The organism is Kitasatospora sp. CB01950, assembly GCF_001905465.1.
In the GTDB taxonomy this organism is placed as follows: Bacteria; Actinomycetota; Actinomycetes; order Streptomycetales; family Streptomycetaceae; genus Kitasatospora.
In genome coordinates, this window is the sequence record NZ_LISX01000005.1 from 86,868 (window position 1) to 111,303 (window position 24,436).

25 protein-coding genes and 1 pseudogene are annotated in these 24,436 nt (G+C 71.2%); 14 read left to right on the forward strand and 12 right to left on the reverse strand.

Going from position 1 to position 24,436, the window contains the following annotated elements:
* The first annotated feature begins 61 nt into the window (after positions 1-61).
* The 4 genes from qcrC to AMK19_RS14950 all read left to right on the forward strand — a co-directional run bounded on the left by qcrC (position 62) and on the right by AMK19_RS14950 (position 4,082).
* A complete protein-coding gene (gene qcrC / locus AMK19_RS14935; protein WP_073811879.1) occupies positions 62-883 on the forward strand; it encodes a cytochrome bc1 complex diheme cytochrome c subunit in 822 nt (273 codons plus the stop codon).
* A gap of 8 nt (positions 884-891) precedes the next feature.
* Positions 892-1,947, forward strand: coding sequence for a cytochrome bc1 complex Rieske iron-sulfur subunit (qcrA, locus tag AMK19_RS14940; RefSeq protein WP_241844418.1), 1,056 nt, complete (start codon positions 892-894; stop codon positions 1,945-1,947).
* Positions 1,944-3,605 carry a cytochrome bc1 complex cytochrome b subunit gene (qcrB, locus tag AMK19_RS14945; protein ID WP_073811882.1) on the forward strand — a complete coding sequence of 554 codons (1,662 nt, stop codon included), beginning with the start codon at positions 1,944-1,946 and terminating at the stop codon, positions 3,603-3,605. Before qcrA ends, qcrB begins: the two co-directional genes overlap by 4 nt.
* A gap of 102 nt (positions 3,606-3,707) precedes the next feature.
* Entirely contained in the window at positions 3,708-4,082 is a 375-nt protein-coding gene (locus AMK19_RS14950) for a GntR family transcriptional regulator (protein ID WP_073811884.1), read from the forward strand.
* A gap of 63 nt (positions 4,083-4,145) precedes the next feature.
* Here AMK19_RS14950 and AMK19_RS14955 read toward each other — a convergent pair whose 3' ends face one another.
* The 4 genes from AMK19_RS14955 to ctaC all read right to left on the reverse strand — a co-directional run bounded on the left by AMK19_RS14955 (position 4,146) and on the right by ctaC (position 8,637).
* Entirely contained in the window at positions 4,146-5,423 is a 1,278-nt protein-coding gene (locus AMK19_RS14955) for a L,D-transpeptidase (RefSeq protein WP_073811885.1), read from the reverse strand.
* A gap of 171 nt (positions 5,424-5,594) precedes the next feature.
* Positions 5,595-6,011: a cytochrome c oxidase subunit 4 gene (locus AMK19_RS14960; RefSeq protein ID WP_073811887.1), complete on the reverse strand. Its 417-nt coding sequence runs from the start codon at positions 6,009-6,011 to the stop codon at positions 5,595-5,597.
* Entirely contained in the window at positions 6,008-7,783 is a 1,776-nt protein-coding gene (ctaD, locus tag AMK19_RS14965; protein WP_073811889.1) for an aa3-type cytochrome oxidase subunit I, read from the reverse strand. Before ctaD ends, AMK19_RS14960 begins: the two co-directional genes overlap by 4 nt.
* The gene (gene ctaC, locus AMK19_RS14970) at positions 7,780-8,637 is read right to left on the reverse strand and encodes an aa3-type cytochrome oxidase subunit II (RefSeq protein ID WP_073811890.1); all 858 of its coding nucleotides are present in this window, start codon (positions 8,635-8,637) and stop codon (positions 7,780-7,782) included. Before ctaC ends, ctaD begins: the two co-directional genes overlap by 4 nt.
* Positions 8,638-8,989: 352 nt before the next feature.
* On the opposite strand from ctaC, the gene AMK19_RS14975 reads away from it, so the two are divergent.
* On the forward strand, positions 8,990-10,378 hold the full coding sequence (locus AMK19_RS14975) for a cysteine desulfurase/sulfurtransferase TusA family protein (protein WP_073811892.1): 1,389 nt from the start codon (positions 8,990-8,992) through the stop codon (positions 10,376-10,378).
* A 55-nt stretch (positions 10,379-10,433) separates the two neighbouring features.
* Here the strand turns inward: AMK19_RS14975 and AMK19_RS14980 are convergent, their stop codons facing one another.
* A complete protein-coding gene (locus AMK19_RS14980; RefSeq protein ID WP_073812444.1) occupies positions 10,434-11,405 on the reverse strand; it encodes a carbohydrate kinase family protein in 972 nt (323 codons plus the stop codon).
* 201 nt (positions 11,406-11,606) lie between these two features.
* Here AMK19_RS14980 and AMK19_RS14985 point away from each other — a divergent pair, with 201 nt between their 5' ends.
* Both AMK19_RS14985 and AMK19_RS14990 read left to right on the forward strand, forming a co-directional pair.
* A complete protein-coding gene (locus AMK19_RS14985; RefSeq protein WP_073811893.1) occupies positions 11,607-11,822 on the forward strand; it encodes a hypothetical protein in 216 nt (71 codons plus the stop codon).
* A gap of 86 nt (positions 11,823-11,908) precedes the next feature.
* On the forward strand, positions 11,909-12,508 hold the full coding sequence (locus AMK19_RS14990; RefSeq protein WP_073811895.1) for a hypothetical protein: 600 nt from the start codon (positions 11,909-11,911) through the stop codon (positions 12,506-12,508).
* Positions 12,509-12,588: 80 nt separating this feature from the next.
* Here AMK19_RS14990 and erpA read toward each other — a convergent pair whose 3' ends face one another.
* Positions 12,589-12,942, reverse strand: coding sequence for an iron-sulfur cluster insertion protein ErpA (erpA, locus tag AMK19_RS14995; RefSeq protein WP_043913549.1), 354 nt, complete (start codon positions 12,940-12,942; stop codon positions 12,589-12,591).
* 207 nt (positions 12,943-13,149) lie between these two features.
* Here erpA and AMK19_RS15000 point away from each other — a divergent pair, with 207 nt between their 5' ends.
* Positions 13,150-14,031, forward strand: a complete 882-nt coding sequence (locus AMK19_RS15000) for a GNAT family N-acetyltransferase (protein WP_073811896.1) — start codon at positions 13,150-13,152, stop codon at positions 14,029-14,031.
* Between the two features lie 100 nt (positions 14,032-14,131).
* Here AMK19_RS15000 and AMK19_RS15005 read toward each other — a convergent pair whose 3' ends face one another.
* From AMK19_RS15005 to AMK19_RS15015, 3 genes are all read right to left on the reverse strand, one after another.
* Complete coding sequence (locus AMK19_RS15005) at positions 14,132-15,499, reverse strand: pyridoxal phosphate-dependent decarboxylase family protein (RefSeq protein ID WP_241844419.1); 1,368 nt, start codon at positions 15,497-15,499, stop codon at positions 14,132-14,134.
* Positions 15,500-15,636: 137 nt separating this feature from the next.
* Positions 15,637-16,110 carry an Lrp/AsnC family transcriptional regulator gene (locus tag AMK19_RS15010; RefSeq protein ID WP_073811898.1) on the reverse strand — a complete coding sequence of 158 codons (474 nt, stop codon included), beginning with the start codon at positions 16,108-16,110 and terminating at the stop codon, positions 15,637-15,639.
* A gap of 91 nt (positions 16,111-16,201) precedes the next feature.
* Positions 16,202-17,128 carry an NADP-dependent oxidoreductase gene (locus AMK19_RS15015; RefSeq protein ID WP_073811900.1) on the reverse strand — a complete coding sequence of 309 codons (927 nt, stop codon included), beginning with the start codon at positions 17,126-17,128 and terminating at the stop codon, positions 16,202-16,204.
* A gap of 189 nt (positions 17,129-17,317) precedes the next feature.
* Between AMK19_RS15015 and nadA the strand changes: the two genes are divergently transcribed.
* The gene (gene nadA, locus AMK19_RS15020; RefSeq protein ID WP_073811901.1) at positions 17,318-18,499 is read left to right on the forward strand and encodes a quinolinate synthase NadA; all 1,182 of its coding nucleotides are present in this window, start codon (positions 17,318-17,320) and stop codon (positions 18,497-18,499) included.
* Positions 18,500-18,583: 84 nt separating this feature from the next.
* Here nadA and pspAA read toward each other — a convergent pair whose 3' ends face one another.
* Both pspAA and AMK19_RS15030 read right to left on the reverse strand, forming a co-directional pair.
* Entirely contained in the window at positions 18,584-18,877 is a 294-nt protein-coding gene (gene pspAA, locus AMK19_RS15025) for a PspA-associated protein PspAA (protein WP_073811903.1), read from the reverse strand.
* A gap of 27 nt (positions 18,878-18,904) precedes the next feature.
* Positions 18,905-19,678: a PspA/IM30 family protein gene (locus AMK19_RS15030; RefSeq protein ID WP_274536975.1), complete on the reverse strand. Its 774-nt coding sequence runs from the start codon at positions 19,676-19,678 to the stop codon at positions 18,905-18,907.
* A gap of 219 nt (positions 19,679-19,897) precedes the next feature.
* Between AMK19_RS15030 and AMK19_RS15035 the strand changes: the two genes are divergently transcribed.
* Together AMK19_RS15035 and AMK19_RS15040 are read left to right on the forward strand one after the other, a co-directional pair.
* Entirely contained in the window at positions 19,898-20,497 is a 600-nt protein-coding gene (locus AMK19_RS15035) for a DUF3043 domain-containing protein (RefSeq protein ID WP_198953328.1), read from the forward strand.
* Between the two features lie 185 nt (positions 20,498-20,682).
* Positions 20,683-21,393: a class I SAM-dependent methyltransferase gene (locus tag AMK19_RS15040; RefSeq protein WP_073811906.1), complete on the forward strand. Its 711-nt coding sequence runs from the start codon at positions 20,683-20,685 to the stop codon at positions 21,391-21,393.
* 30 nt (positions 21,394-21,423) lie between these two features.
* Here AMK19_RS15040 and AMK19_RS15045 read toward each other — a convergent pair whose 3' ends face one another.
* Complete coding sequence (locus AMK19_RS15045) at positions 21,424-21,624, reverse strand: hypothetical protein (RefSeq protein ID WP_073811907.1); 201 nt, start codon at positions 21,622-21,624, stop codon at positions 21,424-21,426.
* 104 nt (positions 21,625-21,728) lie between these two features.
* On the opposite strand from AMK19_RS15045, the pseudogene cobU reads away from it, so the two are divergent.
* The 3 genes and pseudogenes from cobU to AMK19_RS15060 all read left to right on the forward strand — a co-directional run.
* Positions 21,729-22,277 (forward strand): annotated as a pseudogene (gene cobU / locus AMK19_RS15050) (bifunctional adenosylcobinamide kinase/adenosylcobinamide-phosphate guanylyltransferase); the annotation flags it as partial.
* 11 nt (positions 22,278-22,288) lie between these two features.
* Complete coding sequence (locus AMK19_RS15055; RefSeq protein ID WP_073811910.1) at positions 22,289-23,407, forward strand: nicotinate-nucleotide--dimethylbenzimidazole phosphoribosyltransferase; 1,119 nt, start codon at positions 22,289-22,291, stop codon at positions 23,405-23,407.
* 65 nt (positions 23,408-23,472) lie between these two features.
* Positions 23,473-24,243 carry an adenosylcobinamide-GDP ribazoletransferase gene (locus AMK19_RS15060; protein ID WP_073811912.1) on the forward strand — a complete coding sequence of 257 codons (771 nt, stop codon included), beginning with the start codon at positions 23,473-23,475 and terminating at the stop codon, positions 24,241-24,243.
* The last annotated feature ends 193 nt before the right edge of the window (positions 24,244-24,436 follow it).

Consider the following 24,436-nt stretch of genomic DNA (forward strand, 5'->3'; position numbering starts at 1 on the left):
ACGACGCATGGGAGTCGGGGGCAGGCTGCTGCCGACCAGATCCTGACACCGGGGTTATTCCGTGAAAAAGCTCTCCGCACGACGGCGCCACCCACTGGCGGCGGTCGTCGTTCTACTTCTCGCCCTGGCGGCCACCGGGGGGCTGTACGCCGCTTTCGCGCCCGCCGAGAAGGCGCAGGCCGACAGCTCCTCGCAGTCGCTCGCCATCGACGAGGGCAAGAAGCTCTTCGCCGTCGGCTGCTCCTCCTGCCACGGCCTGAACGGCCAGGGCACTTCTGACGGTCCGTCGCTGGTCGGCGTCGGCTCTGCCGCTGTCGACTTCCAGGTCGCCACCGGCCGTATGCCGGCCCAGCAGCCGGGCGCGCAGGTCCCGCGCAAGAAGACCGTCTACAACCAGTCCGAGATCGACCAGCTGGCCGCCTACGTGGCCTCGCTCGGCCCCGGCCCGGTCGTTCCCACCCCGGACCAGTACCAGCCGTCCGAGGACAAGGTCACCAACGCCGAGCAGGTCGCCAAGGGTGGCGAGCTGTTCCGCACCAACTGCGCCCAGTGCCACAACTTCGCCGGCAAGGGCGGCGCGCTGACCGACGGCAAGTACGCCCCCTCCCTGGAGGGCGTGGACTCCAAGCACATCTACGAGGCCATGCAGACCGGCCCGCAGAACATGCCGTCGTTCCCCGACACCACCATGCCGGAGGAGCAGAAGCGCGAGATCATCGCGTACGTCCAGAACACCAACGACGCGCCGAACCCCGGTGGCCTCTCCCTGGGCAGCCTCGGCCCGTTCACCGAGGGCCTGTTCAGCTGGATCTTCGGTCTCGGCACGCTGATCGTGATCGCGATCTGGGTCGCCGCCCACACCACCAAGGCCAAGAAGTCATGAGCCACGACATGTCAGAGAACCTGCCGGAGGCCCACGACGCCTCCCACGGCACTGAGGTCGTCACCCACGACGACCCGTTCGCCGACCCGGGCCTGCCGGCCCACGAACCGCGTCGGACCGACATCGACGAGCGGGCCGCCAAGCGGGCCGAGCGCCAGGTGTCGCTGATGTTCGTGGTGTCGATGCTGGCGACCGTCGGCTTCATCGCGTCCTACGCCGCGATCGACGCCGACAAGCTCGTCTACATCTTCCCGCTGGGCAAGGTCAGCGCCCTCAACTTCGCCCTGGGCATGACCCTCGGCGTGGCGCTGTTCTGCATCGGCGCGGGCGCGGTCCACTGGGCCCGCACCCTGATGTCGGACCACGAGCTGCCGGCCGAGCGTCACCCGATCGAGGCCTCGGACGAGGTCCGCAACGACGTCATCGAGCAGTTCAAGACCGGTGCCGCGGAGTCCGGCTTCGGCCGTCGCAAGATGATCCGCAACACCCTGATCGGTTCGATGGCCCTGGTGCCGCTGTCCGGTGTGGTGCTGCTGCGCGACCTCGGCCCGCTGCCGGAGGACAAGCTCCTGCACACCGGCTGGGCCGAGGCCAAGCCGAGCGAGCCGATCCGCCTGGTCAACATGAACACCGACCAGCCGATGAAGCCCGAGGACATCATTCAGGGCTCCCTCACCTTCGCCAAGCCGCACGGCCTGGAGGAGGACGCCGAGGACTTCCAGCAGCAGATCGCCAAGGACGCCCTGATGCTCGTCCGGATCGCTCCGGAGAACATCAAGGACGCCAACTCGCGGGACAAGGGCTTCGAGGGCATCCTCGCCTACTCGAAGATCTGCACCCACGTCGGTTGCCCGATCTCGCTGTACGAGCAGCAGACCCACCACGCGCTCTGCCCCTGCCACCAGTCGACCTTCGACCTGGCGGACGGCGCTCGCGTCATCTTCGGCCCGGCCGGCCACCCGCTGCCCCAGCTGAAGATCACCACCGATGAGCAGGGCTTCCTGGTCGCCACCGGCGACTTCGACGAGCCCGTCGGCCCGAGTTACTGGGAGCGCAAGCGATGAGCACCGCGAGCGGCACCAACAGCGGTGCCTCCAAGCCGGCCAGCACGCGCGCCAAGCCCGCCAACAAGGCCGAGGCGACTGCGGACTGGGTGGACGGCCGACTGGGGATCTACTCCCTGGCCAAGGCCAACCTGCGCAAGATCTTCCCGGACCACTGGTCCTTCATGCTCGGTGAGATCTGCCTCTACAGCTTCGTCATCATCATCCTCACGGGTGTCTACCTGACGATGTTCTTCAAGCCGAGCATGGCGGAGACCGTTTACCACGGTTCCTACCTGCCGCTGAACGGCATCCGGATGTCGGAGGCGTACGCCTCGACGGTGGACATCAGCTTCGAGATCCGCGGCGGTCTGCTGATCCGCCAGATCCACCACTGGGCCGCGCTGGTCTTCGTGGCGGCGATGTTCGTGCACATGATGCGCGTCTTCTTCACCGGCGCCTTCCGCAAGCCGCGCGAGATCAACTGGCTGTTCGGCTTCCTCCTGCTGTGCCTGGGCTTCTTCGACGGCTTCTTCGGCTACTCGCTGCCGGACGACCTGCTGTCGGGTACCGGTATCCGCTTCATGGAGGGCGCGATCCTGGCGGTGCCGCTCGTCGGCACCTACATCCAGATGTTCCTGTTCGGCGGCGAGTTCCCGGGCACCGACATCATCCCGCGCTTCTTCACCATCCACGTGCTGCTCATCCCGGGCATCATGCTGGGCCTGCTGGTCGCGCACCTGATCCTGGTCTTCTACCACAAGCACACCCAGTGGGCGGGCCCGGGCAAGTCCGAGAAGAACGTCGTCGGCATGCCGCTGATGCCGGTCTACATGGCCAAGGCCGGTGGCTTCTTCTTCCTGGTGTTCGGCATCATCGCGGCGATGTCCGCGATCGCCACCATCAACCCGGTGTGGGCGTACGGCCCGTACCGTCCGGACCAGGTGTCGACCGACGCCCAGCCCGACTGGTACATGGGCTTCGCCGAAGGCCTGATCCGCTTCATGCCGGGCTGGGAGATCTCCGTCTGGGGCGGCCACACCCTGAACCTGGGTGTGTTCATCCCGCTGATGCTCTTCCCGCTGGTCCTGGTCGCGATCGCGGTCTACCCGTTCATCGAGTCCTGGGTCACCGGCGACAAGCGCGAGCACCACATCCTGGACCGCCCGCGCAACGCCCCGGTCCGCACCGCGCTCGGCGCGGCCTGGATCTCGCTGTACCTGGTCCTGCTGGTCGGCGGTGGCAACGACCTGTTCGCCACGCACCTGCACATGTCGATCAACACGATCACCTACATGGTTCGGGTCGGCTTCTTCGTGGTCCCGGTCATCACCTTCTTCGTCGCCAAGCGCTGGTGCCTCGGCCTGCAGCGCCGCGACAAGGACAAGGTGCTGCACGGCCGCGAGTCGGGCATCATCAAGCGCCTGCCGCACGGTGAGTTCGTCGAGGTCCACGCCGCGCTGTCGCAGGACGACCTGCACACCCTCACCTCGCACGAGCAGCCCGAGCCCCTGGAGCTGCCCGCGGAGACCGACGAGAACGGCGTGGCCCGCAAGGCCGGCGTGGTCGCCAAGACCCGGACGAAGCTCTCCGAGGGCTTCTACGGCGAAGGCAACCAGATCGCCAAGCCCACCTCCGAGGAGTACCTGGAGATCACCAGCGGCCACGGCCACCACTGATCCCTAGCTGTCACGCCACGTCAGAACCCCCATCGGCTCCGGCCGGTGGGGGTTCTGGCATATTTCTCCGGCACCGGTCCGACGCCCTGTTATGTTGGCCGGGTGCACGTGGCGATCGACCCTCACTCCTCCACGCCGCCCTACGAGCAGGTCCGCTCGCAGATCGCGGCCCAGGCCCGTACGGGTGAACTCCCGATCGGTCTGAAGCTCCCCACCGTCCGCGCGCTGGCCGAGCAACTCGGTCTGGCCGCCAACACGGTGGCCCGCGCCTACCGCGAGCTGGAAGCGGACGGCGTGGTCGAGACCCGCGGCCGGGCCGGCACCACCATCGCCCCCACGGGTGACGCCTCGCACCGCCTGGCGGCCGACGCCGCCGCCGAGTACGTGGCCCGCGCCGCCCGCCTCGGCCTCACCCGGGACGACACCCTGGCGGCCGTGCTGGCCGCCCTCGACGCGCTTGACGCCGCCCACCGCTGACCGCACGACGAGGTCCGCCCGGCGGGAGCCAGTGCTCCTGCCGGGCGGACCTCGTCGCCGTTCCTACCGGCCGGCGGCCGCCGCGCCCGGGCCCGGGCCCGGGTTCAGGCTCACCCCGGCCTCGTCCGGCGCCGCGGTGTTCACCGGCTTGCCGAGGGCGCTGTGCTTCGCGTACTCGTTCCAGTCGATGTTCCAGTCGCCGAAGCCGTTGCCGAACGGCTCCATCTCGTGGCCCAGGCTGTTGACCACTTGCACGAGGTCACCGACCCGGGTGTTGTCGAAGAACCACTTCGCGTCGTCGGTGCTCATGCCGGTGCAGCCGTGGCTGACGTTCTCCCGGCCCTGCGCCCAGGTCGACCAGGGCGCCGCGTGGACGTACTCGCCGCTCCAGGTGACCCGGGTCGCCCACTTGACGTCCAGGTCGTAGGACTCGCTGCTGCCGTCGGGTATGCCGATGGTCTCGCCGCTCATCCGTACGGATGATTCCTGGCCGAGCACGACCTTGACGCCGTTGCGGGTGTCGAAGCCGGGCTTGCCGGTGGTGACCGGGATCGTCCGGACCACCTCGCCGTTGCGCTTGTACGTCAGCTCGTCGCTGCCGGCGTCGATCACCGCCTCGACCCGGTCGCCGGTCTTCAGCCCCACGGACTGCTTGTCGCCGCCGTAGACGCCGTCGGCGATCCGGATGCCGGGCAGGTCGTAGGCGAGCTTGACGGTGGCGTCGCTCGGCCAGTAGTCCTCCGGCCGGAAGTGCAGGTTCTGGTCGTCGACCCAGTACCAGGCGCCGGTCACGGCGGGCTGCGAGGTGACGGTCAGACCGCGTTCTATCTGCTGCCGGGCCACCGGGTCGGTGACCTTCTCCGACAGCTTCACGGTGAGCGGCTGGCCGACGCCGTAGACGCCGCTGCCGGAGCTGTCCGGGCCGAGTTCGGCGTTGACCACGTGCTGTGCGGCGTCGGTGGTGAACTTCGAGTCGGCCTCGCCGTGGCCGCCCCTGCCGTCCTCGGCGGTGACCTTGACGGTGTACCCGGCGCCCGCCCGGAGCGGGTCGGTGGTCTGCCAGTGCTGCTGGTCGGCGGCGAGCTGTCCGGCGACGGGCTTTCCGTCGGGTCCGGTGACGGTGACTTCGCCGAGCTTGGCAGTGCCGTCCGTGGTCACGCTGAACGCCTTGGCCGGGTCGGCCTTCTCCCCGCCGGCCGACGTGTGGATCAGTGGTGCCACGTCGATCTGGTGGGGCTTGTTCTTCGCGGACGAGCCGCTGGTGGAACAGGCTGCGGCCGGGGTGATCACCAGCAGCGCGGCCAGCGTGGTCCGGGTACTGACTATCCGAGAGCCCTTCAACGGAACCTCCCAGGGTTGGAACCTGCCTCGAAGCGTAGGAAGGCGTCACCCCGGAGGCACTCCGGGTAACCCGCGCGGGGGAATTCTCGGGACCGTCCCCGTACGACAGCGGGCCGGGCACTCCCCGAGGGGAGTACCCGGCCCGCCGTACGGCTTGCGCGATCCGGAACCTTACTGGTTCTGGTTCTCGCCGCGGTAGAACTCGAAGACCCAGCCGTAGAGACCGATCAGCAGGACCGGAATCGACCAGAACAGCAGCCACCAGCCGAAGATGACGCCCAGGAAGGCCAGCGCGCCACCGACCGCCAGGGAGAGCGGCTGCCAGCTGTGCGGGGCGAAGAAGCCCAGCTCGCCGGCGTCGTCCGAGACCTCGGCCTCGGGGTTGTCACCCGCGCCGGTGTCCACCCGCTTGGCGGTGAACGCCAGGTAGAAGCCGATGAAGGCGCACAGGCCGAAGGCCAGGAACAGCGCGGTCGTGCCGGCGGCCTCCAGGCCGTGGTCCGACTTGCTGGTCCACACGAGGTACGTGATGGCGATGGCCAGGGTGAAAACGGCCAGACCCGCGAAGATCTTTCCCTGTTCCTTCATCGGGCGTCGCCCTCCTTGCCCTTGCCCAGGGACGGACGGTCGTACTGCGCGGGCGTGACACCCTCGAAGTGCTTCGCCGTCTCACCGTGGTTCTCGAGGTAGTCCAGCGCGGCGATCTCCGGGTGGTGCAGGTCGAACGCCGGGGATTCCGAGCGGATACGCGGCAGCGTGGTGAAGTTGTGCCGCGGCGGCGGGCAGGAGGTCGCCCACTCCAGCGAACGGCCGTAGCCCCACGGGTCGTCGACGGTGACCTTCTCGCCGTACTTGGCGGTCTTCCACACGTTGTAGAGGAACGGCAGCATCGACAGGCCCAGCAGGAACGAGCCGATGGTCGACACCGTGTTCAGCGCGGTGAAGCCGTCCGAGGCCAGGTAGTCGGCGTAGCGGCGGGGCATGCCCTCCGCGCCGAGCCAGTGCTGGACCAGGAAGGTGGTGTGGAAGCCGAAGAACAGCGTCCAGAAGGTGATCTTGCCGAGGCGCTCGTCCAGCATCTTGCCGGTCATCTTCGGCCACCAGAAGTGGAAGCCGGCGAACATCGCGAAGACGACGGTGCCGAAGACCACGTAGTGGAAGTGCGCGACGACGAAGTACGAGTCCGAGACGTGGAAGTCGATCGGCGGGGAGGCGAGCAGGACACCCGTCAGACCACCGAACAGGAAGGTGACCAGGAAGCCGACCGTCCAGAGCATCGGGGTCTCGAAGCTCAGCGAGCCCTTCCACATGGTGCCGACCCAGTTGAAGAACTTCACACCGGTCGGGACCGCGATCAGGAAGGTCATGAACGAGAAGAACGGCAGCAGTACCTGGCCGGTCACGTACATGTGGTGCGCCCACACCGTCACCGAGAGGCCGGCGATGGCGATGGTCGCGGCGATCAGGCCGGAGTAGCCGAACATCGGCTTGCGGCTGAACACCGGGATGATCTCGGACACGATGCCGAAGAACGGCAGCGCGATGATGTAGACCTCGGGGTGACCGAAGAACCAGAACAGGTGTTGCCACAACAGGGCACCACCGTTGGTCGGGTCGAAGACGTGCGCCCCGAACTTGCGGTCCGCCTCCAGGGCGAACAGCGCGGCGGCCAGCACCGGGAAGGCCAGCAGGACCAGCACGGCGGTCAGCAGGACGTTCCAGACGAAGATCGACATCCGGAACATCGTCATGCCGGGGGCGCGCATGCAGATGATGGTGGTGATGAAGTTGACCGCACCGAGGATGGTGCCGAAGCCCGAGAAGGCCAGACCCATGATCCACATGTCGGCGCCGATGCCCGGCGAGCGGACCGCGTCCGACAGCGGCGAGTAGGCGAACCAGCCGAAGTCGGCGGCGCCCTGCGGGGTCAGGAAGCCCGCCACAGCGATGACCGAACCGAACAGGTACAGCCAGTAGGCGAACATGTTCAGACGCGGGAACGCGACGTCGGGAGCGCCGATCTGGAGCGGCATGATCCAGTTGGCGAAGCCCGCGAACAGCGGGGTGGCGAACATCAGCAGCATGATCGTGCCATGCATGGTGAACGCCTGGTTGAACTGCTCGTTCGACAGGATCTGGGTACCCGGCCGGGCGAGCTCGGCGCGCATGACCAGGGCGAGCACGCCACCGATCAGGAAGAACGCGAACGAGGTCGCCAGGTACAGGGTGCCGATCGTCTTGTGGTCAGTGGTGGTCAGCCACTTGATGATCGCGTTGCCCGGCTTGCGCACGCGCGGGGTCCCGGAGGTGACGGCCCCGGCTGCCCCACCGGCCGCGGCGGGCTCGTTGAGGATGGTCACTTCTCTTCACTACTTCCCGTGGGGAGGATGCCTGCGGGAACCGCGCCGGCCTGGCCCTTGTCGCGAAGTTCCTTCAGGTGCGCCTCGTACGCGTCGTGCGAGACGACCTTCACGTTGAAGAGCATCCGCGAGTGGTCGACGCCGCAGAGCTCGGCGCACTTGCCACGGAAGGTGCCGTACGCGGTCGGGGTCACCTCGAACTCGTTGACCACGCCGGGCACGACGTCCATCTTCATCATGAAGTTGACGGGCCAGAAGTCGTGGATGACGTCGTTCGAGGTCAGCTTGAACTTCACCGTCTCGTTGATCGGCAGGTAGAGGGTCGGCGCCTCCTTGGTGCTGCCGACCTCGTAGGCCGCCGTGGTGCTCGACGGGTCGGGCACCTCGCTGTTCTCGTAGTTGAACGCCCAACTCCACTGGAAGCCCACCACGTTGATGGTGTGCTGCGGCTTCGCGGAGACCTTCGTCAGGGTGGCCTCGTCGCGCGCGACGAAGTAGAACAGCACCGAGACGATGACGAGGGGGACCGCGGTGTACAGCGCCTCGATGGGCACGTTGTACCGGGTCTGAGCGGGGATCTCCACCTTGGTGCGGCTGCGCCGGTGGAAGATCACGCTCCAGAGGATCAGACCCCACATCAATGCACCAACAACCAGAGCCGCGATCCACGAGCCCTGCCACATGTGAAGGACCAGCGGGCCTTCCTTGGTGACGGGACTGGGGAGGCCAAGCCTGGGCAGGTCGTTGGCCGAGCAGCCGGTGGCGGTCGCGATGACGAGGCCCAGTGCCAGCGCCTGAGGCAGCTTCCGCCGCATCGTGCGCCGCGGCGAGCGGTCGGAGCCGTTGGGACTCACGTAGCGCCTTCCCGAAGTCTCGCCCGCGAACGCACCGCCCTGAGGAGTCCGTTGATCTGGTCTCCCGGCGGCCCGGCCACGGGCACGGTTTGAATGCTTATGCGGGCCAAACGCTACTCCATCCTTATGCGGCGCTCACGGGCAGCCCCCGCTAACGCGCCGCCCGGCTACCCGATCAGCCCCCGGGGGGTGAACCACCCCGGAAGGACGGACGGAGTCGCAGGTCATGGCAGAGTTCAGAGCCTCCCACGACCGAACGGGCGACCGCACTACGACACGCGGGTGACGGACCGTCGGCTGCCCCGGGACGGGGAGGAATCCCCCCGTAAGGGGCGTCGTCTACGGTGGCCCCGTGCCCTACTTCGACGCCGCCTCCACCGCACCGCCGCACCCCGTCGCCCGGCAGGCGCTGCTCGCCGCCCTCGACGAGGGCTGGGCCGATCCGGCCCGGCTGCACCGCTCCGGCCGGCAGGCCCGGATGCTGCTCGACGCCGCCCGGGAGACCGTCGCCGAGGTCCTCGGCGCCCGGGCCGACGAGATCGTCTTCACCGCATCCGGCACCCAGGCCGTCCAGTTGGGCATCCTCGGCGCCCTGCGCGGCAACCGCCGGCGCGGCGCCCACCTGCTGCACTCCGCCGTCGAGCACTCCGCCGTCCTGCACACCGCCGAACGCTGGGAGGCCGACGGCGGCGCCGCCACCGCCGTCCCGGTCGACCGTCACGGCCGGGTGGACGCCGCCGAGTTCGCCGCCGCGCTGCGCCCGGACACCGCGCTGGCCGTCCTGCAGTCCGCCAACCACGAGGTCGGCACCCTGCAGCCGGTCGCCGAGACCGCCGCCCTCACCGGCGACGTCCCCCTCCTGGTGGACGCCGCGCAGAGCGCCGGCCGGCTGCCGGCGCCCGACGGCTGGTCGCTGCTGACGGCCAGCGCCCACAAGTGGGGCGGCCCGGCCGGCGTCGGCGTGCTCGCCGTCCGCAAGGGCGTCCGGTACGTCTCGCCGCTGCCCGCCGACGACCGCGAGAACGGGCGCGTCCCCGGCTACGTCAACGTCCCCGCGATCGTCGCCGCCGCGGCCTCGCTGCGCGCCGTCCGGGCCGAGGCCGACGCCGAGAACGCCCGGCTCCGCGCCCTGGTCGAACTGATCCGCCACCGCGTCCCGCAGCTGATCCCCTCGGTGGAGGTGGTCGGCCACCCCGAGCTCCGACTCCCCCACCTGGTCACCTTCTCCTGCCTGTACGTCGACGGCGAGGTGCTCCTCGGCGAACTCGACCGGGCCGGCTTCGCCGTCAACTCCGGCTCCTCCTGCACCTCCAGCACGCTGACGCCCAGCCACGTGCTGGCCGCGATGGGCGTCCTCACCGAGGGCAACGTCCGCGTCTCGCTCCCGCCCGGCACCGCCGCGGCGGACGTCGACCGCTTCCTCGACGTCCTCCCCCGCGTGGTCGCCGAGATCCGCGCCCCGCTCGGCCTCGACCTCCCCGCGCCCGAACCCGGGCCCCGCGCCGACGCGCTGGTCCTCGACACCCTCGGCAAGCGCTGCCCGCTGCCGATCATCGAACTCGCCAAGCGCATCCCCGAGGTCGCCCCGGGCGGCCGCATCGCCGTCCTCTCCGACGACGAGGCCGCCCGCCACGACATCCCCGCCTGGTGCGACATGTGCGGCCACACCTACGCGGGCGAGGCCCCGGCGACGGAGTACGGCGCGGACCACGGCACCGCGTACGTGGTGGTCAAGCAGTAAGGGGACGCAGGAGGGTGGTCGTTTCAGGCACCTGCCCCTCCTGCGCCCCCACAGATCAGAGCCGCGTACGGATCTCCGCCGCCGCGTCCGCCCCGTACGCCGCCTCGAAGCGCTCCAGGAAGTGGCCGCCGCGCAGCTCGTACTCCTGGGTGCCGACGGTCTCGATGACCAGGGTCGCGAGCATGCAGCCGACCTGCGCCGCGCGCTCCAGGCCGAGGCCCCAGGACAGGCCCGCCAGGAAGCCGGCCCGGAAGCCGTCGCCGACGCCGGTGGGGTCGGCCTTGCGCTCCTCCGCGGCGCAGCCGACCAGGATGTCGGGCTCGCCCTCGCGCTGGATCCGCACGCCCTTCGGGCCGAGGGTGGTGACCCGGGTGCCGACCCGGCCGAGGATCTCGTCCGAGGACCAGCCGGTCTTGGACTCGATCAGCGCGGCCTCGTACTCGTTGGTGAAGAGGTACGCGGCGCCGTCCACGATCTCCCGGATGTCCTCGCCCTCCAGGCGGGCGAGCTGCTGGGAGGGGTCGGCCGCGAACGCGTACCCGCGGGTGCGGCACTCCTGGGTGTGGCGCACCATGGCGGCCGGGTCGTCCGCCCCGATCAGCACCAGGTCGAGGCCGCCGACGCGGTCGGCGATCGGCTTCAGCTCGATGTTGCGGGCCTCGGCCATCGCGCCGGTGTAGAAGGACGCGATCTGGTTGTGGTCCTGGTCGGTGGTGCACATGAACCGGGCGGTGTGCCGGGTCTCCGAGATGTGCACGGAGTCGGTGTCGACGCCGTGCCGGTCGAGCCAGCTGCGGTACTCGGTGAAGTCCGCGCCGGCCGCGCCGACCAGGATCGGGCGCAGGCCGAGCAGGCCCATGCCGAAGGCGATGTTCGGGCCGACGCCGCCGCGCCGGATGTCCAGGGTGTCGACCAGGAACGACAGCGACACCGTGTGCAGCTGCTCGGGGACCAGCTGGTCCGAGAAGCGTCCGGGGAAGGTCGTCAGATGGTCGGTGGCGATCGAGCCGGCGACGGCGATGCGCACGGGGTTCTCCTCGGGCTGCCCGGCGGTGGCCGGAGCGGCGGACAACAACTCACCTAAGGTACCCGCCCGATCCGGGCACTACCGATGGGTAGGCCTGTCGCCCGACCGTCGGCCGTCCTAGGGTCGCGAGTACGGGGGCCGGACGCGGCCCCCGTCCAGTCCGCGGCAGCGTGGCCGCGGCGCGGCGATCGGAGCTCCCGCATGGTGATTGACCACTCCCCCCGTCGGCTGCTCACCGGGCCGGACGACATCGAGGCCGAGTCGCTGGCCGATCTGCTGGACTCCTCGCGCCGGATGGGCCGGTTCTGGCCGGCCTCCGGTCCGGGTCCGGCGCGGTCGGCGCCGACGGTGCTGGGTGTCCGGGTGCCGGTGGAGGCCCGTCGGGTGGTGGCGGGGATGCCCGAGTTCGGCGAGTAGCGGGAACCGGTTTCCTCCCGGGCACGTCAAACCCGCGCGGTGCCGCTCCCGGCGGCACTGCGCGACCCTCGGGAGGAACGCAGATCATGGACGACAGGACCGCAACCGTCTCCGTCAAGCCCTCGCCCGCGCGCCGGAGGACCGTCCTGGCGCTCGGCGCCGCGTCGTTGGCCGTCGGGCTGTTGGCCGGGTGCGGAAGCTCCGGTTCGGTGAGCCCCACCGCGTCCGCTCCGAACGCCTCCGGGAGCGACGCGATCCCCGGCCCGGGCAGCGCGGCCCCCGGCTCGCCGTCCGCTCCCGCGACCCCCGACGGGCAGCCCTCGCCGTCCGCCGGGCAGCCGACCAGCCCCGGGATCGCCGTCGGCGAGCACCCGCCGACGGCGGTGAAGATCCCCGTGACGGGCTACCGGCAGGACAGCCCCACCCAGTTGACCGTGTTCTACACGGCCGGGGTGTGCGACAAGTACGGGGTGCGGCTGGAGGAGGACGCCCCGCCGACCGTGAAGCTGCGGATCGTCGTCGTCAAGACCGCCGAGCCGGGCCAGGCCTGCCCGCAGGTGATGAAGCAGCAGGAGGCCGCGGTGACCCTGCCCCGGCCGATGAACGGCGGCGCCGTGGTGGACACCGCGACCGGCGACCAGGTGCCGCCGCAGTCCGACGGGGTGGGTGTCGGCGGCCCGCGCTGATCCGAGAAACACCCCGGAAAGCCCCGAGGGCGGCCCCCCTGATGGGGAGCCGCCCTCTTCGTTCGCGCCGCTGAGAAGACTTAGCTGAACGAGTCGCCGCAGGCGCAGGAGCCGGTGGCGTTCGGGTTGTCGATGGTGAAGCCCTGCTTCTCGATGGTGTCGACGAAGTCGACGGTGGCGCCGCCCAGGTACGGGGCGCTCATCCGGTCGGTGACGACCTTGACACCGTTGAAGTCCTTGACGACGTCGCCGTCCAGCGAACGCTCGTCGAAGAACAGCTGGTAGCGCAGGCCCGAGCAGCCGCCGGGCTGAACGGCGACGCGCAGCGACAGGTCCTCGCGGCCCTCCTGCTCCAGCAGGCCCTTGACCTTGGCCGCGGCGGCATCGGTGAGGAGAATGCCACTCTCGACGGTGGTCTCGTCCTGGACGGTCATGCTTACTCCCGGTCTGTGACGACTGTGGTCCGCCAGTGCCAACCAGCGGCCTCCCGGATTCATTTCCGGTAGGTGGTGCGTTCGGGGGACATTTTTCGTCGCCCACTCCCCCACACGCTCCATGCTCGCACACCGGGCGTTGACCGGTCACCGTCCAGTTGGGCAAACCGCTACCGCCCGCACACCGACGCCCAGCAGGATGTGACGGTGATCATTCGTCAGTTGAGAGACACCGCGGAGGACGCCGAGGCGGTGAACCGGGTCTCCCGGGCGGCGTTCCGCGACCTGGACGGCCGGCCGCCGGACGACGAGTCGGAGCCGCCGGACGCACCGTCCCGGATCCGCCGGACCGCCCGGTCGCGGCACCTGGCCGTGACCGACCCGCAGGGGTGCTGGATCGCCGAGCAGGACGGCGAGCCGGTGGGGGCGGCGCTGTCGCTGCGCCGCGAGGGCGTGTGGGTGCTGGCGCTGTTCGTGGTGCTGCCGTCCGCGCAGGGGCAGGGTGTGGGCCGGCTGCTGCTGGAGCGGGCCGCGGCGTACGGGCGGGGCTGTCTGCGCGGGATGCTGTGCGCCTCGCCGTCGCCGGCGGCGGCGCGGCGCTACCGGGCGGCGGGGTTCACGCTGCATCCGACGATGCGGCTGACCGGCCGGGTGGACCGGGAGCGGCTGCTGGACCCGGGGGACATCCCGGTGCACGCGGGCAACGCCTCGCACCTGCACCTGCTGGATTCGGTGGACCGGCGGCTGCGGGGCGCGGCGCACGGCCCGGACCACCCGTTCATGCTGGCGCACTTCGAGGAGCTGCTGATCGCGGACACCCTGGCCGGCACCGGCTACTGCTACCGGGACGGCGGCACCGTCCAGCTGGTGGCGGCGACCTCGAAGCGGATCGCGACCCGGCTGCTGCGGGAGGCGCTGGCCCGGGTGCCGGAGGGCGTGGACGCGGACGTGTCGTTCCTGACGGCGGAGCAGGAGTGGGCGGTGGACGTGGGCCTGGAGCTGGGCCTGTCGTTGACCACCCGCGGCTACCTGGCAGTCCGCGGGATGCGCCCGCCGACCCCGTACGTGCCGAACGGCGGCTACCTCTAAGGTCTGTCCGGCCGATCTTGCCGGATCAGCGCGCGGCGGCGGGCGCCCGGCAAGATCGGCCGGACAGGCCCTGGCCGCCGTTCGGGTCCGGACGCGTCCGTCACCGCATGGTGTCGAGGATCTCCTGGACCATCTCCATGGTGGTGCCGGGGTGCAGGAAGGCGAACCGGGCGACGGTCTCGCCGTCCCAGCCGGTCGGGGTGACGAAGCCGATCTGGTCGGCGAGGAGCTGCCGCGACCAGCGGTAGTAGTCGTCGTGGGTCCAGCCGGTGCGGCGGAAGCAGACCGCGGACAGCTGCGGGTCGTGGAGCAGTTCGAGGTGCTCGGTGTCGCGGATCAGCTGCGCGGTGTCGCGGGCGAGGCGCAGGCCGGTCTCGATCGCGTCGGTGTAGGCCTGGACGCCGTGCACGGCGAGCGAGAACCAGAGCGGCAGGCCGCGGGCACGCCGGGTGAGGTGGTAGGCGTAGTCGGTGGGGTTCCACTCGTCGCCCTCGGTGTGCAGGACGTCGAGGTAGCCGGCGTCCTGGGTGTGCACGGCGCGGGCCAGCCGGGGGTCGCGGTAGAGCAGCGCGGCGCAGTCGAACGGGGCGAACAGCCACTTGTGCGGGTCGACGACGAAGGAGTCGGCGTGCTCGATGCCGTTGTAGCGCTCGCGCACCGAGGGGGCGAAGAGTCCGGCGCCGCCGTAGGCGCCGTCCACGTGGAACCAGAGGTCGCGTTCGCGGGCGACCTCGGCGATGCCGGCGAGGTCGTCGATGATGCCCTCGTTGGTGGTGCCGGCGGTGCCGACGACGGCGATGACGGTCTCGGGGTGCGGGTCGGCAGCGAGGGCGGCGCGCAGGGCGGCGCCGGTGAGGCGGCGGTCGACGGCGGGGACGAGGAAGGCCTCGACGCCGATGATGTTGAAGGTGTTCTTGACCGAGGAGTGCACCTGGTCGGCGACGGCGACCCGCAGCCGGGTCTCCGGACCGACGCCGAGTCGGCGGCGGGCGGTGTCGCGGGCGACCACCAGCGCGGACAGGTTGCCGGCCGAGCCGCCGGAGACGAAGACGCCGCCGGCCGTGGCGGGCAGGCCGGCCCGGTCGGCGATCAGGCGCAGCACCTGGTTCTCGGCGGCGATCGCGCCGGCCGCCTCCAGCCAGGAGATGCCCTGCAGGGAGGCGCAGGAGACCACCATGTCGAACAGCAGCGCGGCCTTGGTGGGGGCGCACGGGATGAAGGACAGGTAGCGGGGGCTGTCCGCGGAGATGACGGCGCGCGACAGCTCGTGGTCGTACAGCTTGAGCACGTCGGCGGGGCTGTTGCCGTGGTCGTTGAGCAGCCCGGCGAGCGCTTCCCGCAGGTGGGCGCCGTCGCCGGGGTGGTCGAGCGGGACGGGGTCGTACTGGAGCCGTTCGCGCATGTAGTCGAAGACCAGCTCGACCAGTTCGTCGTCCGGCTTGTGCATGCGGTCGGGCGCTGCGTACACGGGTGTCCTCTTCGCTGCGGTGCGTGGGGGGGGTCATGATCAGCGTAGGCAGCGGGGTCGGACGGGCGCGCGTCGGAACGGGGCCGGTGGGGGCCGGTTTCGTGCGTGTTCGGGGGGTGCGGCGCAGGATTCCTGCGTCAGATGAGTTGGGAGAGCACCACCGAGGAGCGGCTGCGCTGGACGCCGGGTTCCTTGCGGATCCGTTCGATGACGGCTTCCAGGTGCCTGGTGTCGGCGGCCCGCAGGTGGACCAGGGCGTCGGGGTCGCCGGTGACCGTCCAGGCGGCGGCGACCTCGGGGAACTGGCGCAGCGAGGCGAGCAGCTCCTCGGGCGAGGTACGGGGGCGGCAGTAGACCTCGACGAACGCCTCGGTGCCCCAGCCGAGCAGCGCGGGGTCGAGCACCACGGTGAAGCCGCGGACGATGCCGCGGGCCCGCAGCCGGTCGATCCGGCGGCGGACGGCGGTGGCGGACAGGTTGGTGAGCAGCCCGATCTCGGCGTAGGAGGCGCGGCCGTCGCGGCTGAGGTGCTCCAGCAGGAGGCGGTCGGTGTCGTCCAGGGCCTGTCCGGCCACCGCCCGGCCGAGGTCGGGAGGCCGGTGGGTGCTCATGGCGGGGCTCCACGGGTGGTGCGGGTGAGGGTTCGGAGTCGTGGGAGAAACGACTCTGCGGGGCCCATTCTCGCGGACGTCGGGTCTCCGTTCAGTCCACCAGCAGGACGATCTTGCCGCGGGTGCGGCCTTCGGCGTTGAGGGCCTGGGCGGAGGCGGCCTGGCCGAGCGGGAAGGTGGAGGCGACGGGGACGGTGAGCAGTCCGTCGTCGGCGAGCCGGGCGACGGCGGCGAGGTCCTCGGGGTCGGGGCGGGTCCAGATGTAGTGGCCGCCGAGTGCGCTGACCCGGTAGTCGACGGCGGAGGCGATCCGGGCGGGGTCCTTGACCAGGGCGATGGAGACGTCGAGGGTGTCGCCGCCGACCAGGTCGAGCACCGCGTCCACCCCGCCGGGGGCGAGGGCGCGGACGCGTTCGGCGAGGCCCTGGCCGTATTCGACGGGTTCGGCGCCGAGGCCGCGCAGGAAGGTGTGGTTGTGCGGCCCGGCGGTGCCGATCACCCGGGCGCCGAGCGCGCCGGCGACCTGGACGGCGAGCGCGCCGACGCCGCCGGCCGCGGCGTGGATCAGCACGGTCTCGCCGCTGCGCAGGCGCAGCGCGTGGACCAGCGCCTGCCGTGCGGTGAGCCCGGCGGTGGGCAGGCCGCCGGCCTGGGTCCAGTCGAGGGCGGCGGGTTTGCGGGCCAGGGTGCGGACGGGTGCGGCGACGAGTTCAGCGTAGGTGCCGTACCCCATGACGTCCTTGCGGACGTAGCCGATCACCTCGTCGCCGGGCCGGTACTCGGTGACGGCGCCGCCGACGGCCTGCACCACCCCGGCCAGGTCGAAGCCCATGATCAGTGGGAAGTGCGCGTCGAGGATGCCGTCGAGGTCTCCGTCGCGGATCTTCCAGTCGACGGGGTTGACGCCGACCGCGCGGGTGCGGACGAGGACGGTGTCGGGGCCGACCTTGGGGTCCGGGAGTTCGATGTACTCGACCACGTCGGGGCCGCCGTAGCGGTTGATCGCGATTGCCTTCATGGGGTCCAGCCAACCGGTGGCACGGCGGGTTCTCGCGCGGGAAGCATCCATCCCGGTGAGCGGTTCTCGTCACATCGACAGGACGGCCATCGTCAGGCTGACGAGAACCGGTTATCATAGATAGCGTCAGATAGACGAGAAGGCTGTGTCGGGAACGATCCGGCCGCCGCATCAGGAGGGCAGCCGCCCGTGACCACAACCACCGAGACCTACGGCGTCGACCCGACCGCCTCGCCGCTCGCCCTGCTGCTGCTCGGCCGGGAGGCCGACCCGAACAGCGAGCGCGGCGTGGAGTGCCCCGGCGATCTGCCCGCCGCCTCCGACCCGGACCTGGTGGCACGCGCCCGCGCCGCCAAGGAGAAGCTCGGCGACCGCGTCTTCATCCTGGGCCACCACTACCAGCGCGACGAGGTCATCGAGTTCGCCGATGTCACCGGCGACTCCTTCAAGCTGGCCCGGGACGCCGCGGCCCGCCCGGAGGCCGAGTACATCGTCTTCTGCGGTGTGCACTTCATGGCCGAGTCCGCCGACATCCTCACCTCCGAGCGCCAGCAGGTCGTGCTGCCGGACCTCGCCGCGGGCTGCTCGATGGCCGACATGGCCACCGCCGAGCAGGTCGCCGAGTGCTGGGACGTGCTCACCGACGCCGGGATCGCGGACGTCACCGTGCCGGTCTCGTACATGAACTCCTCCGCCGACATCAAGGCCTTCACCGGCAAGCACGGCGGCACCATCTGCACCTCCTCCAACGCCCGGCGCGCCCTGGAGTGGGCCTTCGAGCAGGGACAGAAGGTGCTGTTCCTGCCGGACCAGCACCTGGGCCGCAACACCGCGGTACTGGAGATGGGCTTCTCGCTGGAGGACTGCGTCCTCTACAACCCGCACAAGCCGAACGGCGGCCTGACCGCCGAGCAGCTGCGGGACGCGAAGATGATCCTGTGGCGCGGCCACTGCTCGGTGCACGGCCGGTTCAGCCTGGACTCCGTCAACGAGGTCCGCGAGCGGATCCCCGGCGTCAACGTCCTGGTGCACCCCGAGTGCCGGCACGAGGTGGTCACCGCCGCCGACCAGGTCGGCTCGACCGAGTACATCATCAAGGCGCTGGACGCCGCCGAGCCCGGTTCCAAGTGGGCCATCGGCACCGAGCTCAACCTGGTCCGCCGCCTGGCCAAGGCGCACCCGGACAAGGAGGTCGTCTTCCTCGACCGCACGGTGTGCTTCTGCTCCACCATGAACCGCATCGACCTGCCGCACCTGGTCTGGGCGCTGGAGTCGCTGGCCGAGGGCCGCGTCCCGAACGTGATCACGGTGGACGCCGAGACCGAGAAGTACGCCAAGGCCGCGCTGGACCGCATGCTGGCCCTGCCGTAACGATTCGCCTCACGACCGCAGGCACGCGAGAGGGCGGGCACCCCACCAGGGGTGCCCGCCCTCTCGTCACGAACGGCGCCCGAACTAGTCCGGGATGCCCGGGATCAGGCCGTCGCCCTCGGCCCGCAGCAGCTCGCGGACCTGCTCCAGGGACGCCTCGGCGTCCGGCAGGATCAGGTCCGACGGCTCCAACGAATCCGCCGGCACCGGCGTGCCGACCTCCCGAACGGCCGCCAGCAGATTGCCGAGCGCGGCCTTGAAGCCCGCCTCGTCGCCCGCCTCGACGGCCTGGAGCAGATCGTCGTCCAGCTGGTTCAGCCGGTTCAGGTCGCCCTCGGCGACCTCGAACTGCCCCTCACCCAAGACCCGCATGATCATGCTGGTACGTCTCCCCTGCTCGCAGGCTTACTTGCGGTAGTTGATGGTGGGCGGCGGGGTGTCGTTCTTCCCCTGCTCGATCGCCTGCGGCTGGGAGGCCGGAGTGCCACCGGTCAGCTCGGCCTTCATCCGGGCCAGCTCCAGCTCGACGTCGCTGCCGCCGGCCACCCGCTCCAGCTCGGCCTCGATGTCGTCCTTGCGGCCCAGGCCGCTGGCGTCGTCGAGCGCACCGGAGGCCAGCAGCTCGTCGATCGCGCCCGCGCGGGCCTGCATCTGCGCGGTCTTGTCCTCGGCCCGCTGGATCGCCAGGCCCACGTCGCCCATCTCCTCCGAGATGCCGGAGAAGGACTCCGCGATCCGGGTCTGCGCCTGGGCGGCGGTGTAGGTGGCCTTGATGGTCTCCTTCTTGGTGCGGAAGGCGTCCACCTTGGCCTGGAGGCGCTGGGAGGCGAGCGTGAGCTTCTCCTCCTCGGCCTGCAGGGCCTGGTACTGCGTCTCCAGGTCGGTGATCTGGGACTGCAGGTTGGCCTTGCGGCTGAGTGCCTCGCGCGCCAGGTCCTCGCGGCCGAGGGACAGCGCCTTGCGGCCCTGGTCCTCGTACTTGGAGGACTGCTGCTGCAGCTGCGTCAGCTGGAGCTCCAGGCGCTTGCGGGAGGTGGCCACGTCGGCGACGCCCCTGCGCACCTTCTGCAGCAGTTCCAGCTGCTTCTGGTAGGAGTAGTCGAGCGTTTCGCGCGGGTCCTCCGCCCGGTCCAAGGCCTTGTTCGCCTTGGAGCGGAAGATCAGCCCCATACGCTTCATGATTCCGTCGCTCATGGGCCTCGATAGCCCCCTTCTTCGGGCCTGGGTTTGCGTCTCGTGACAGGTCGAGTGTATGCGCGACGGGGTCCCCGGCGCAGTCCACCAGCCAGCAACAATGCTGCTACAGCGAGCGGCCGTTCGGCATCGTCCTCACGATCGATATCGGTTCGCATCCGGGGGCCGGACGGAAAGCGGCCGGTCAACCCGTACGCTGGGAGTGTGTTTCGACGCCGCTCTGATGACTCCGCCGCCTCCTCCTCCGTCACGCTGACGAAGGACGACGAGCGGCTGCCCCGCGACCCGCAGGCCCCGAAGGGCCGGCCCACGCCCAAGCGCAGTGAGGCCGAGTCCAACCGGAAGAGCCGGGTCTCCGTCCCCAAGGACCGGAAGGAGGCCGCCCGCCAGGCCCGCGAACGGATGCGCGCCGAGCGCGAGAAGCAGCGCACCGCGCTGCTGGAGGGCGACGAGCGCCACCTGCCGGCCCGCGACAAGGGGCCGGTCAAGCGCTACGTCCGCGACTTCATCGACTCCCGCTGGGCCGCGGCCGAGTTCTTCCTGCCGTACGCCGTCGTGGTGCTGGTGCTCTCCATCACCAAGATCGGCTACCTGCAGCTGCTCTCCACGCTGCTGTTCATGGTCTTCTTCGTGGTGGTCATCCTGGACTTCGTCCGGATCGGCTTCACGCTGCGCAAGGGCCTCGCCGAGCGCTTCCCGAACGGGGACACCCGCGGCGCCCTGATGTACGGCCTGATGCGCACCCTGCAGATGCGCCGCCTGCGACTGCCCAAGCCGATGGTCAAGCGGGGCGAGCGGCCCTGACCGCGGAAGCCGTTCCGCCGTACTGGGCCCCGCCGGCGCAGCAGCCGGTCGGGGCCTTCGGCACGCCGGGCATCCCCGCCCAGTACGGGGCGCCGCGCGGTCGGCACGGGCGGCTGCCCGCCCGCGGCGGGCCGTACCACAGCGGGGCCGGCGAATGGCTGGAACGGCACGGCGGACTCCACAACCTGGTCCGCCAGGAACTCGTCACCCGGCAGCTCGCCGAACAGCTCACCCGCGGCACCGCGCTGCGGGTGCTCGACGTCGGCTGCGCCGAGGGCACCCAGGCGCTGCGGCTCGCCCGCGCCGGGCACTTCGTCACCGGCATCGACCCGGACCCGGACATCCTCGGCGTCGCCCAGCAGGCGCTGGCCGCCGAGCCCCCCGAGGTCCGCGACCGGGTCCAGCTGCTCACCGGCGACGGCCACCAGGTCGGCCGCTGGTTCGGGCCGCGCAGCTTCGACCTGGTGCTCTGCCACGGCACCCTGATGTACCTGCCCGACCCGGACCCGATGCTCGCCTCGGTCGCCCGCATCCTCGCCCCCGAGGGGCTGCTCTCGCTGCTGGTCCGCAACGGCGACGCGCTGGCCATGCGGGCCGGGCTGACCGGCGACTGGCGGGCCTGCCAGGAGGCCTTCGACACCACCCGCTACACCAACCGCCTCGGCCTGCCCGCCCGCGCCGACCGGCTCGCCGAACTCTCCAGCACCCTCACCGGGTTCGCCGTCCCCGTCCGCCACTGGTACGGGGTGCGGGTCTTCACCGACACCATGGAGGACGAGGCCGCCCCGGTCGACGGCCGCCAGCTCGGCCGGCTGCTGGACGCCGAGGAACGGGCCGGCAAGCAGGACCCGTACCGGCACGTCGCCGCCCTCCTGCACGTGATCGCGGAGAAGTGACGCCGGACGCGGCCGGACCCTGACGGACTCTCAGGCCTCGTGCAGGCTCATCGGGTAGATGTCGCGGCCGTCCTCGACCAGCACCACCCGGTCGACACCGTCGTCCAGCAGCGTCTTCCACTCCTCGCCGATCCACGTCTCGGCGTCGCCCTGGCTGGAGAACTCCTCGGCGCCGCCGTCCTGGGCCACCGGGGTGCCGTCGTTCTTCTCGTACCGCCAGGTCCACACCATGCCGGGCTCCTCCGGGTCAATGCTGCTGAAGGGTTGCGACAGTAGCGTGCCCAGCTGGAATCCGGGCATGCGCCGTCCGGCAGGATGGTCGCATGGCTCTCCCCCGCACCCTGCTGCTCGGCGGCGCCCGCTCCGGCAAGTCCACGCACGCCGAACGGCTCCTCGCCGACCGCCCCGACGTGCTGTACGTCGCCACCTCCGGCACCCGTGACGGCGACACCGACTGGGCGCACCGCGTCGAACTCCACCGCTCCCGCCGCCCGGCCGGCTGGCGCACCGCCGAGACCTGCGCGCTGGAGGCCGTGCTCGCCGACCGCACCGACCCGGCGCCGGTGCTGATCGACTGCCTCGCACTGTGGCTGACCTCGGTGATGGACGAGCACGACGCCTGGGACGACGAACGCTGGCACGACGGCGGACGGGAGGCCGTCGAGGCGCGCTGCGCGGCACTGGCCGCCGCCTGGGCCGCCACCCGGCGAACGGTCGTCGCGGTCTCCAACGAGGTCGGCATGGGCGTCGTCCCCGCCACCGCCTCCGGGCGGCGCTTCCGGGACACCCTCGGACGGCTCAACATGGCTGTCGCCGACGCCTCCGAGCAGGTGCTGCTGGTGGTGGCCGGACAGGTGCTGACCATCAAAGCGGTGGCCGTGTAGATTGCCGAGCGATGGACACCACCGTGGATCTCGACACTTTCTCCTCGCTCGTCGAACGGCCTGACGAGAGTGCGCGGCGCGGCGCCGAGGAGCGCTGGCAGCAGTTGGCCATGCCGCGCGGCGGCCTGGGCCGGCTCCAGGAGCTGGCGGCCTGGCTGGCGTCCGCGCAGGGCGAGGCGCCGACCCGCCCGCTGACCGCCGGCAAGGTCCTGCTGTTCGCCGCCGACCACGGCGTCGCCTCGCTCGGCATCTCCACCCTCGACGCCCGCGGCGGCACCGCCGACCGGGTCCGCGCCGTGCTCGACGGCACCGCGCCGGTCTCCGTCCTGGCCCGCCGCTACGGCGCGGACGTCCGAGTGGTCGACGTCGCGGTCGACGCCGACCCCGCCGAGTTCCCCGAAGAGGTCGTCCGCCACCGCGTCCGGCGCGGCTCCGGCCGCATCGACGTCGAGAACGCGCTCACCCTCGACGAAGCCGCCCGGGCCTTCCGGGCCGGCATGGCCGTCGCCGACGAGGAGGCCGACGCCGGGACCGACCTGGTCCTGCTCGGCGACCTCGGCGTCGGCTCCACCACCGTCGCCGCCGTCCTGATCGGCGCGCTCTGCGGCACCGACGCCGCCGCCGTCACCGGCCGCGGCTCCGGGATCGACGACCGGGTGTGGATGGTCAAGTGCGCCACCATCCGCGACGCGCTGCGCCGGGCCCGCCCGGTGCTCGGCGACCAGCTCGCGCTGCTCGCCGCGACCGGCGGCGCCGACTTCGCGGCGATCACCGGGTTCCTGCTCCAGGCCGCCGTCCGCAAACTCCCCGTCGTCCTCGACGGCGTGGTCTCCGCGGCCTGCGCGCTGGTCGCCCAGCGGATCGCCTTCCGCGCCCCCGAGTGGTGGCGCGCCGCCTCCCTGACCGGCGAACCCGCCCAGGCCAAGGCCTACGACCGCCTCACCCTGACGCCCCTGCAGGACGTCGGCGTCACCATGGGCGAGGGCATCTCCGCCCTCCTCGCCCTCCCCCTCCTGCAGGCCGCGACGGACACCCTCGCGGAGCCTGCCGCGGTCCCCAGCGCGAAGCCGCTGCCGCCGCGGGCCCCGGCGAAGCTGCCGACGGCCGCGGAGCTGCTGGGCCGCTACTGAGCGCACGGCGCGCGAAGCCGTGGAACCCTTCGCGATGAGAATCTGCACGTGAAAGGCCCCGGCTGGTGAGCACCGACGTTCCGCGCCCGTCCGCGCTCGGCCCGGGACTCCGGTTCGCGTTCGGAACGCTGACGGTGTTTCGGGTACGGGTGCACCGGTGGGACCGCGCGGCCGGCGGGGTGGCGATGGTGGTCGCGCCGGTGGTCGGGCTGGTGGTGGGGGCGCTCGCGGGAGGCGCGGGGGCGCTCCTCGCGTGGCGGGGCGGGGCGTGGTTGGGCGCCGTCGCGGTGGTGGCCGTCGGGGCGGTGGCGACGCGGGGGCTGCACCTGGACGGCGTGGCCGATGTCGCGGACGGGCTGGGCAGCGGAAAGCCCGCCGAGGACGCCCTGCGGATCATGAAGCAGTCGGACATCGGGCCGTTCGGCGTGCTGACTCTCATTCTTCTGATGCTCACTCAGATCGCCGTGCTCGCAGGCCAGTTCGAGCAAGGCCTCTGGCGCGGCGCGCTCGCCGCCGCCGTCGCGGCGGTCGCGGGCCGGACCGCGCTGGCATGGGGTTGTCTGCGCCCGGTGCCGGCCGCCCGGCCCGGGGGGCTGGGGGCGATGGTGGCGAGCACGGTGCGTCCGGTGACGGCCGCGGCGGTGACGCTGGCGGCGGCCGGCGCGGCGGCGGCGTTGCGGTGGGAGTGCGGGGTGGCCGTACTGCTCGGAGTGGCCGTTGCCGCAGGCGTGTTGCGGCGGTGCGTGCGGCGTTTCGGCGGGGTGACGGGCGATGTGCTGGGGGCGTTGGTGGAGTCCTCGGCGACCGCGACGCTGGTGGCACTCGCGCTGATATGACGTCCGGCCCCGGCCGGAGTTCACGCACCGTCACCGTCGGCGGCGGTTCGTACAGGGCGACAGGCGGGGCGGCGCAATCCCAATATGCGGACTACCATGCGGTGAGCACCCTGGCCCCCGTGCCCGTTTTGCCGCGGAGTCTGCCTGGGTTTGCCGGTCGGCCATCGAGGCCGTCACCGGCTGTGGACCGCGA

Excerpts from the sequence above, each read along its gene's own strand:
- AMK19_RS15010 (WP_073811898.1), bottom strand. The coding sequence starts at position 16,110 with ATGAGCACCCACCGGCCTCCCGACCTCGGCCGGGCGGTGGCCGGACAG.
- AMK19_RS15015 (WP_073811900.1), bottom strand. The coding sequence starts at position 17,128 with ATGAAGGCAATCGCGATCAACCGCTACGGCGGCCCCGACGTGGTCGAG.
- erpA (WP_043913549.1), bottom strand. The coding sequence starts at position 12,942 with ATGACCGTCCAGGACGAGACCACCGTCGAGAGTGGCATTCTCCTCACC.
- AMK19_RS15045 (WP_073811907.1), bottom strand. The coding sequence starts at position 21,624 with ATGGTGTGGACCTGGCGGTACGAGAAGAACGACGGCACCCCGGTGGCC.
- AMK19_RS14985 (WP_073811893.1), top strand. The coding sequence starts at position 11,607 with ATGGTGATTGACCACTCCCCCCGTCGGCTGCTCACCGGGCCGGACGAC.
- AMK19_RS14990 (WP_073811895.1), top strand. The coding sequence starts at position 11,909 with ATGGACGACAGGACCGCAACCGTCTCCGTCAAGCCCTCGCCCGCGCGC.
- AMK19_RS14960 (WP_073811887.1), bottom strand. The coding sequence starts at position 6,011 with ATGAAGGAACAGGGAAAGATCTTCGCGGGTCTGGCCGTTTTCACCCTG.
- qcrA (WP_241844418.1), top strand. The coding sequence starts at position 892 with ATGTCAGAGAACCTGCCGGAGGCCCACGACGCCTCCCACGGCACTGAG.
- AMK19_RS15055 (WP_073811910.1), top strand. The coding sequence starts at position 22,289 with ATGGACACCACCGTGGATCTCGACACTTTCTCCTCGCTCGTCGAACGG.
- qcrB (WP_073811882.1), top strand. The coding sequence starts at position 1,944 with ATGAGCACCGCGAGCGGCACCAACAGCGGTGCCTCCAAGCCGGCCAGC.
- pspAA (WP_073811903.1), bottom strand. The coding sequence starts at position 18,877 with ATGATCATGCGGGTCTTGGGTGAGGGGCAGTTCGAGGTCGCCGAGGGC.
- AMK19_RS15030 (WP_274536975.1), bottom strand. The coding sequence starts at position 19,678 with ATGAAGCGTATGGGGCTGATCTTCCGCTCCAAGGCGAACAAGGCCTTG.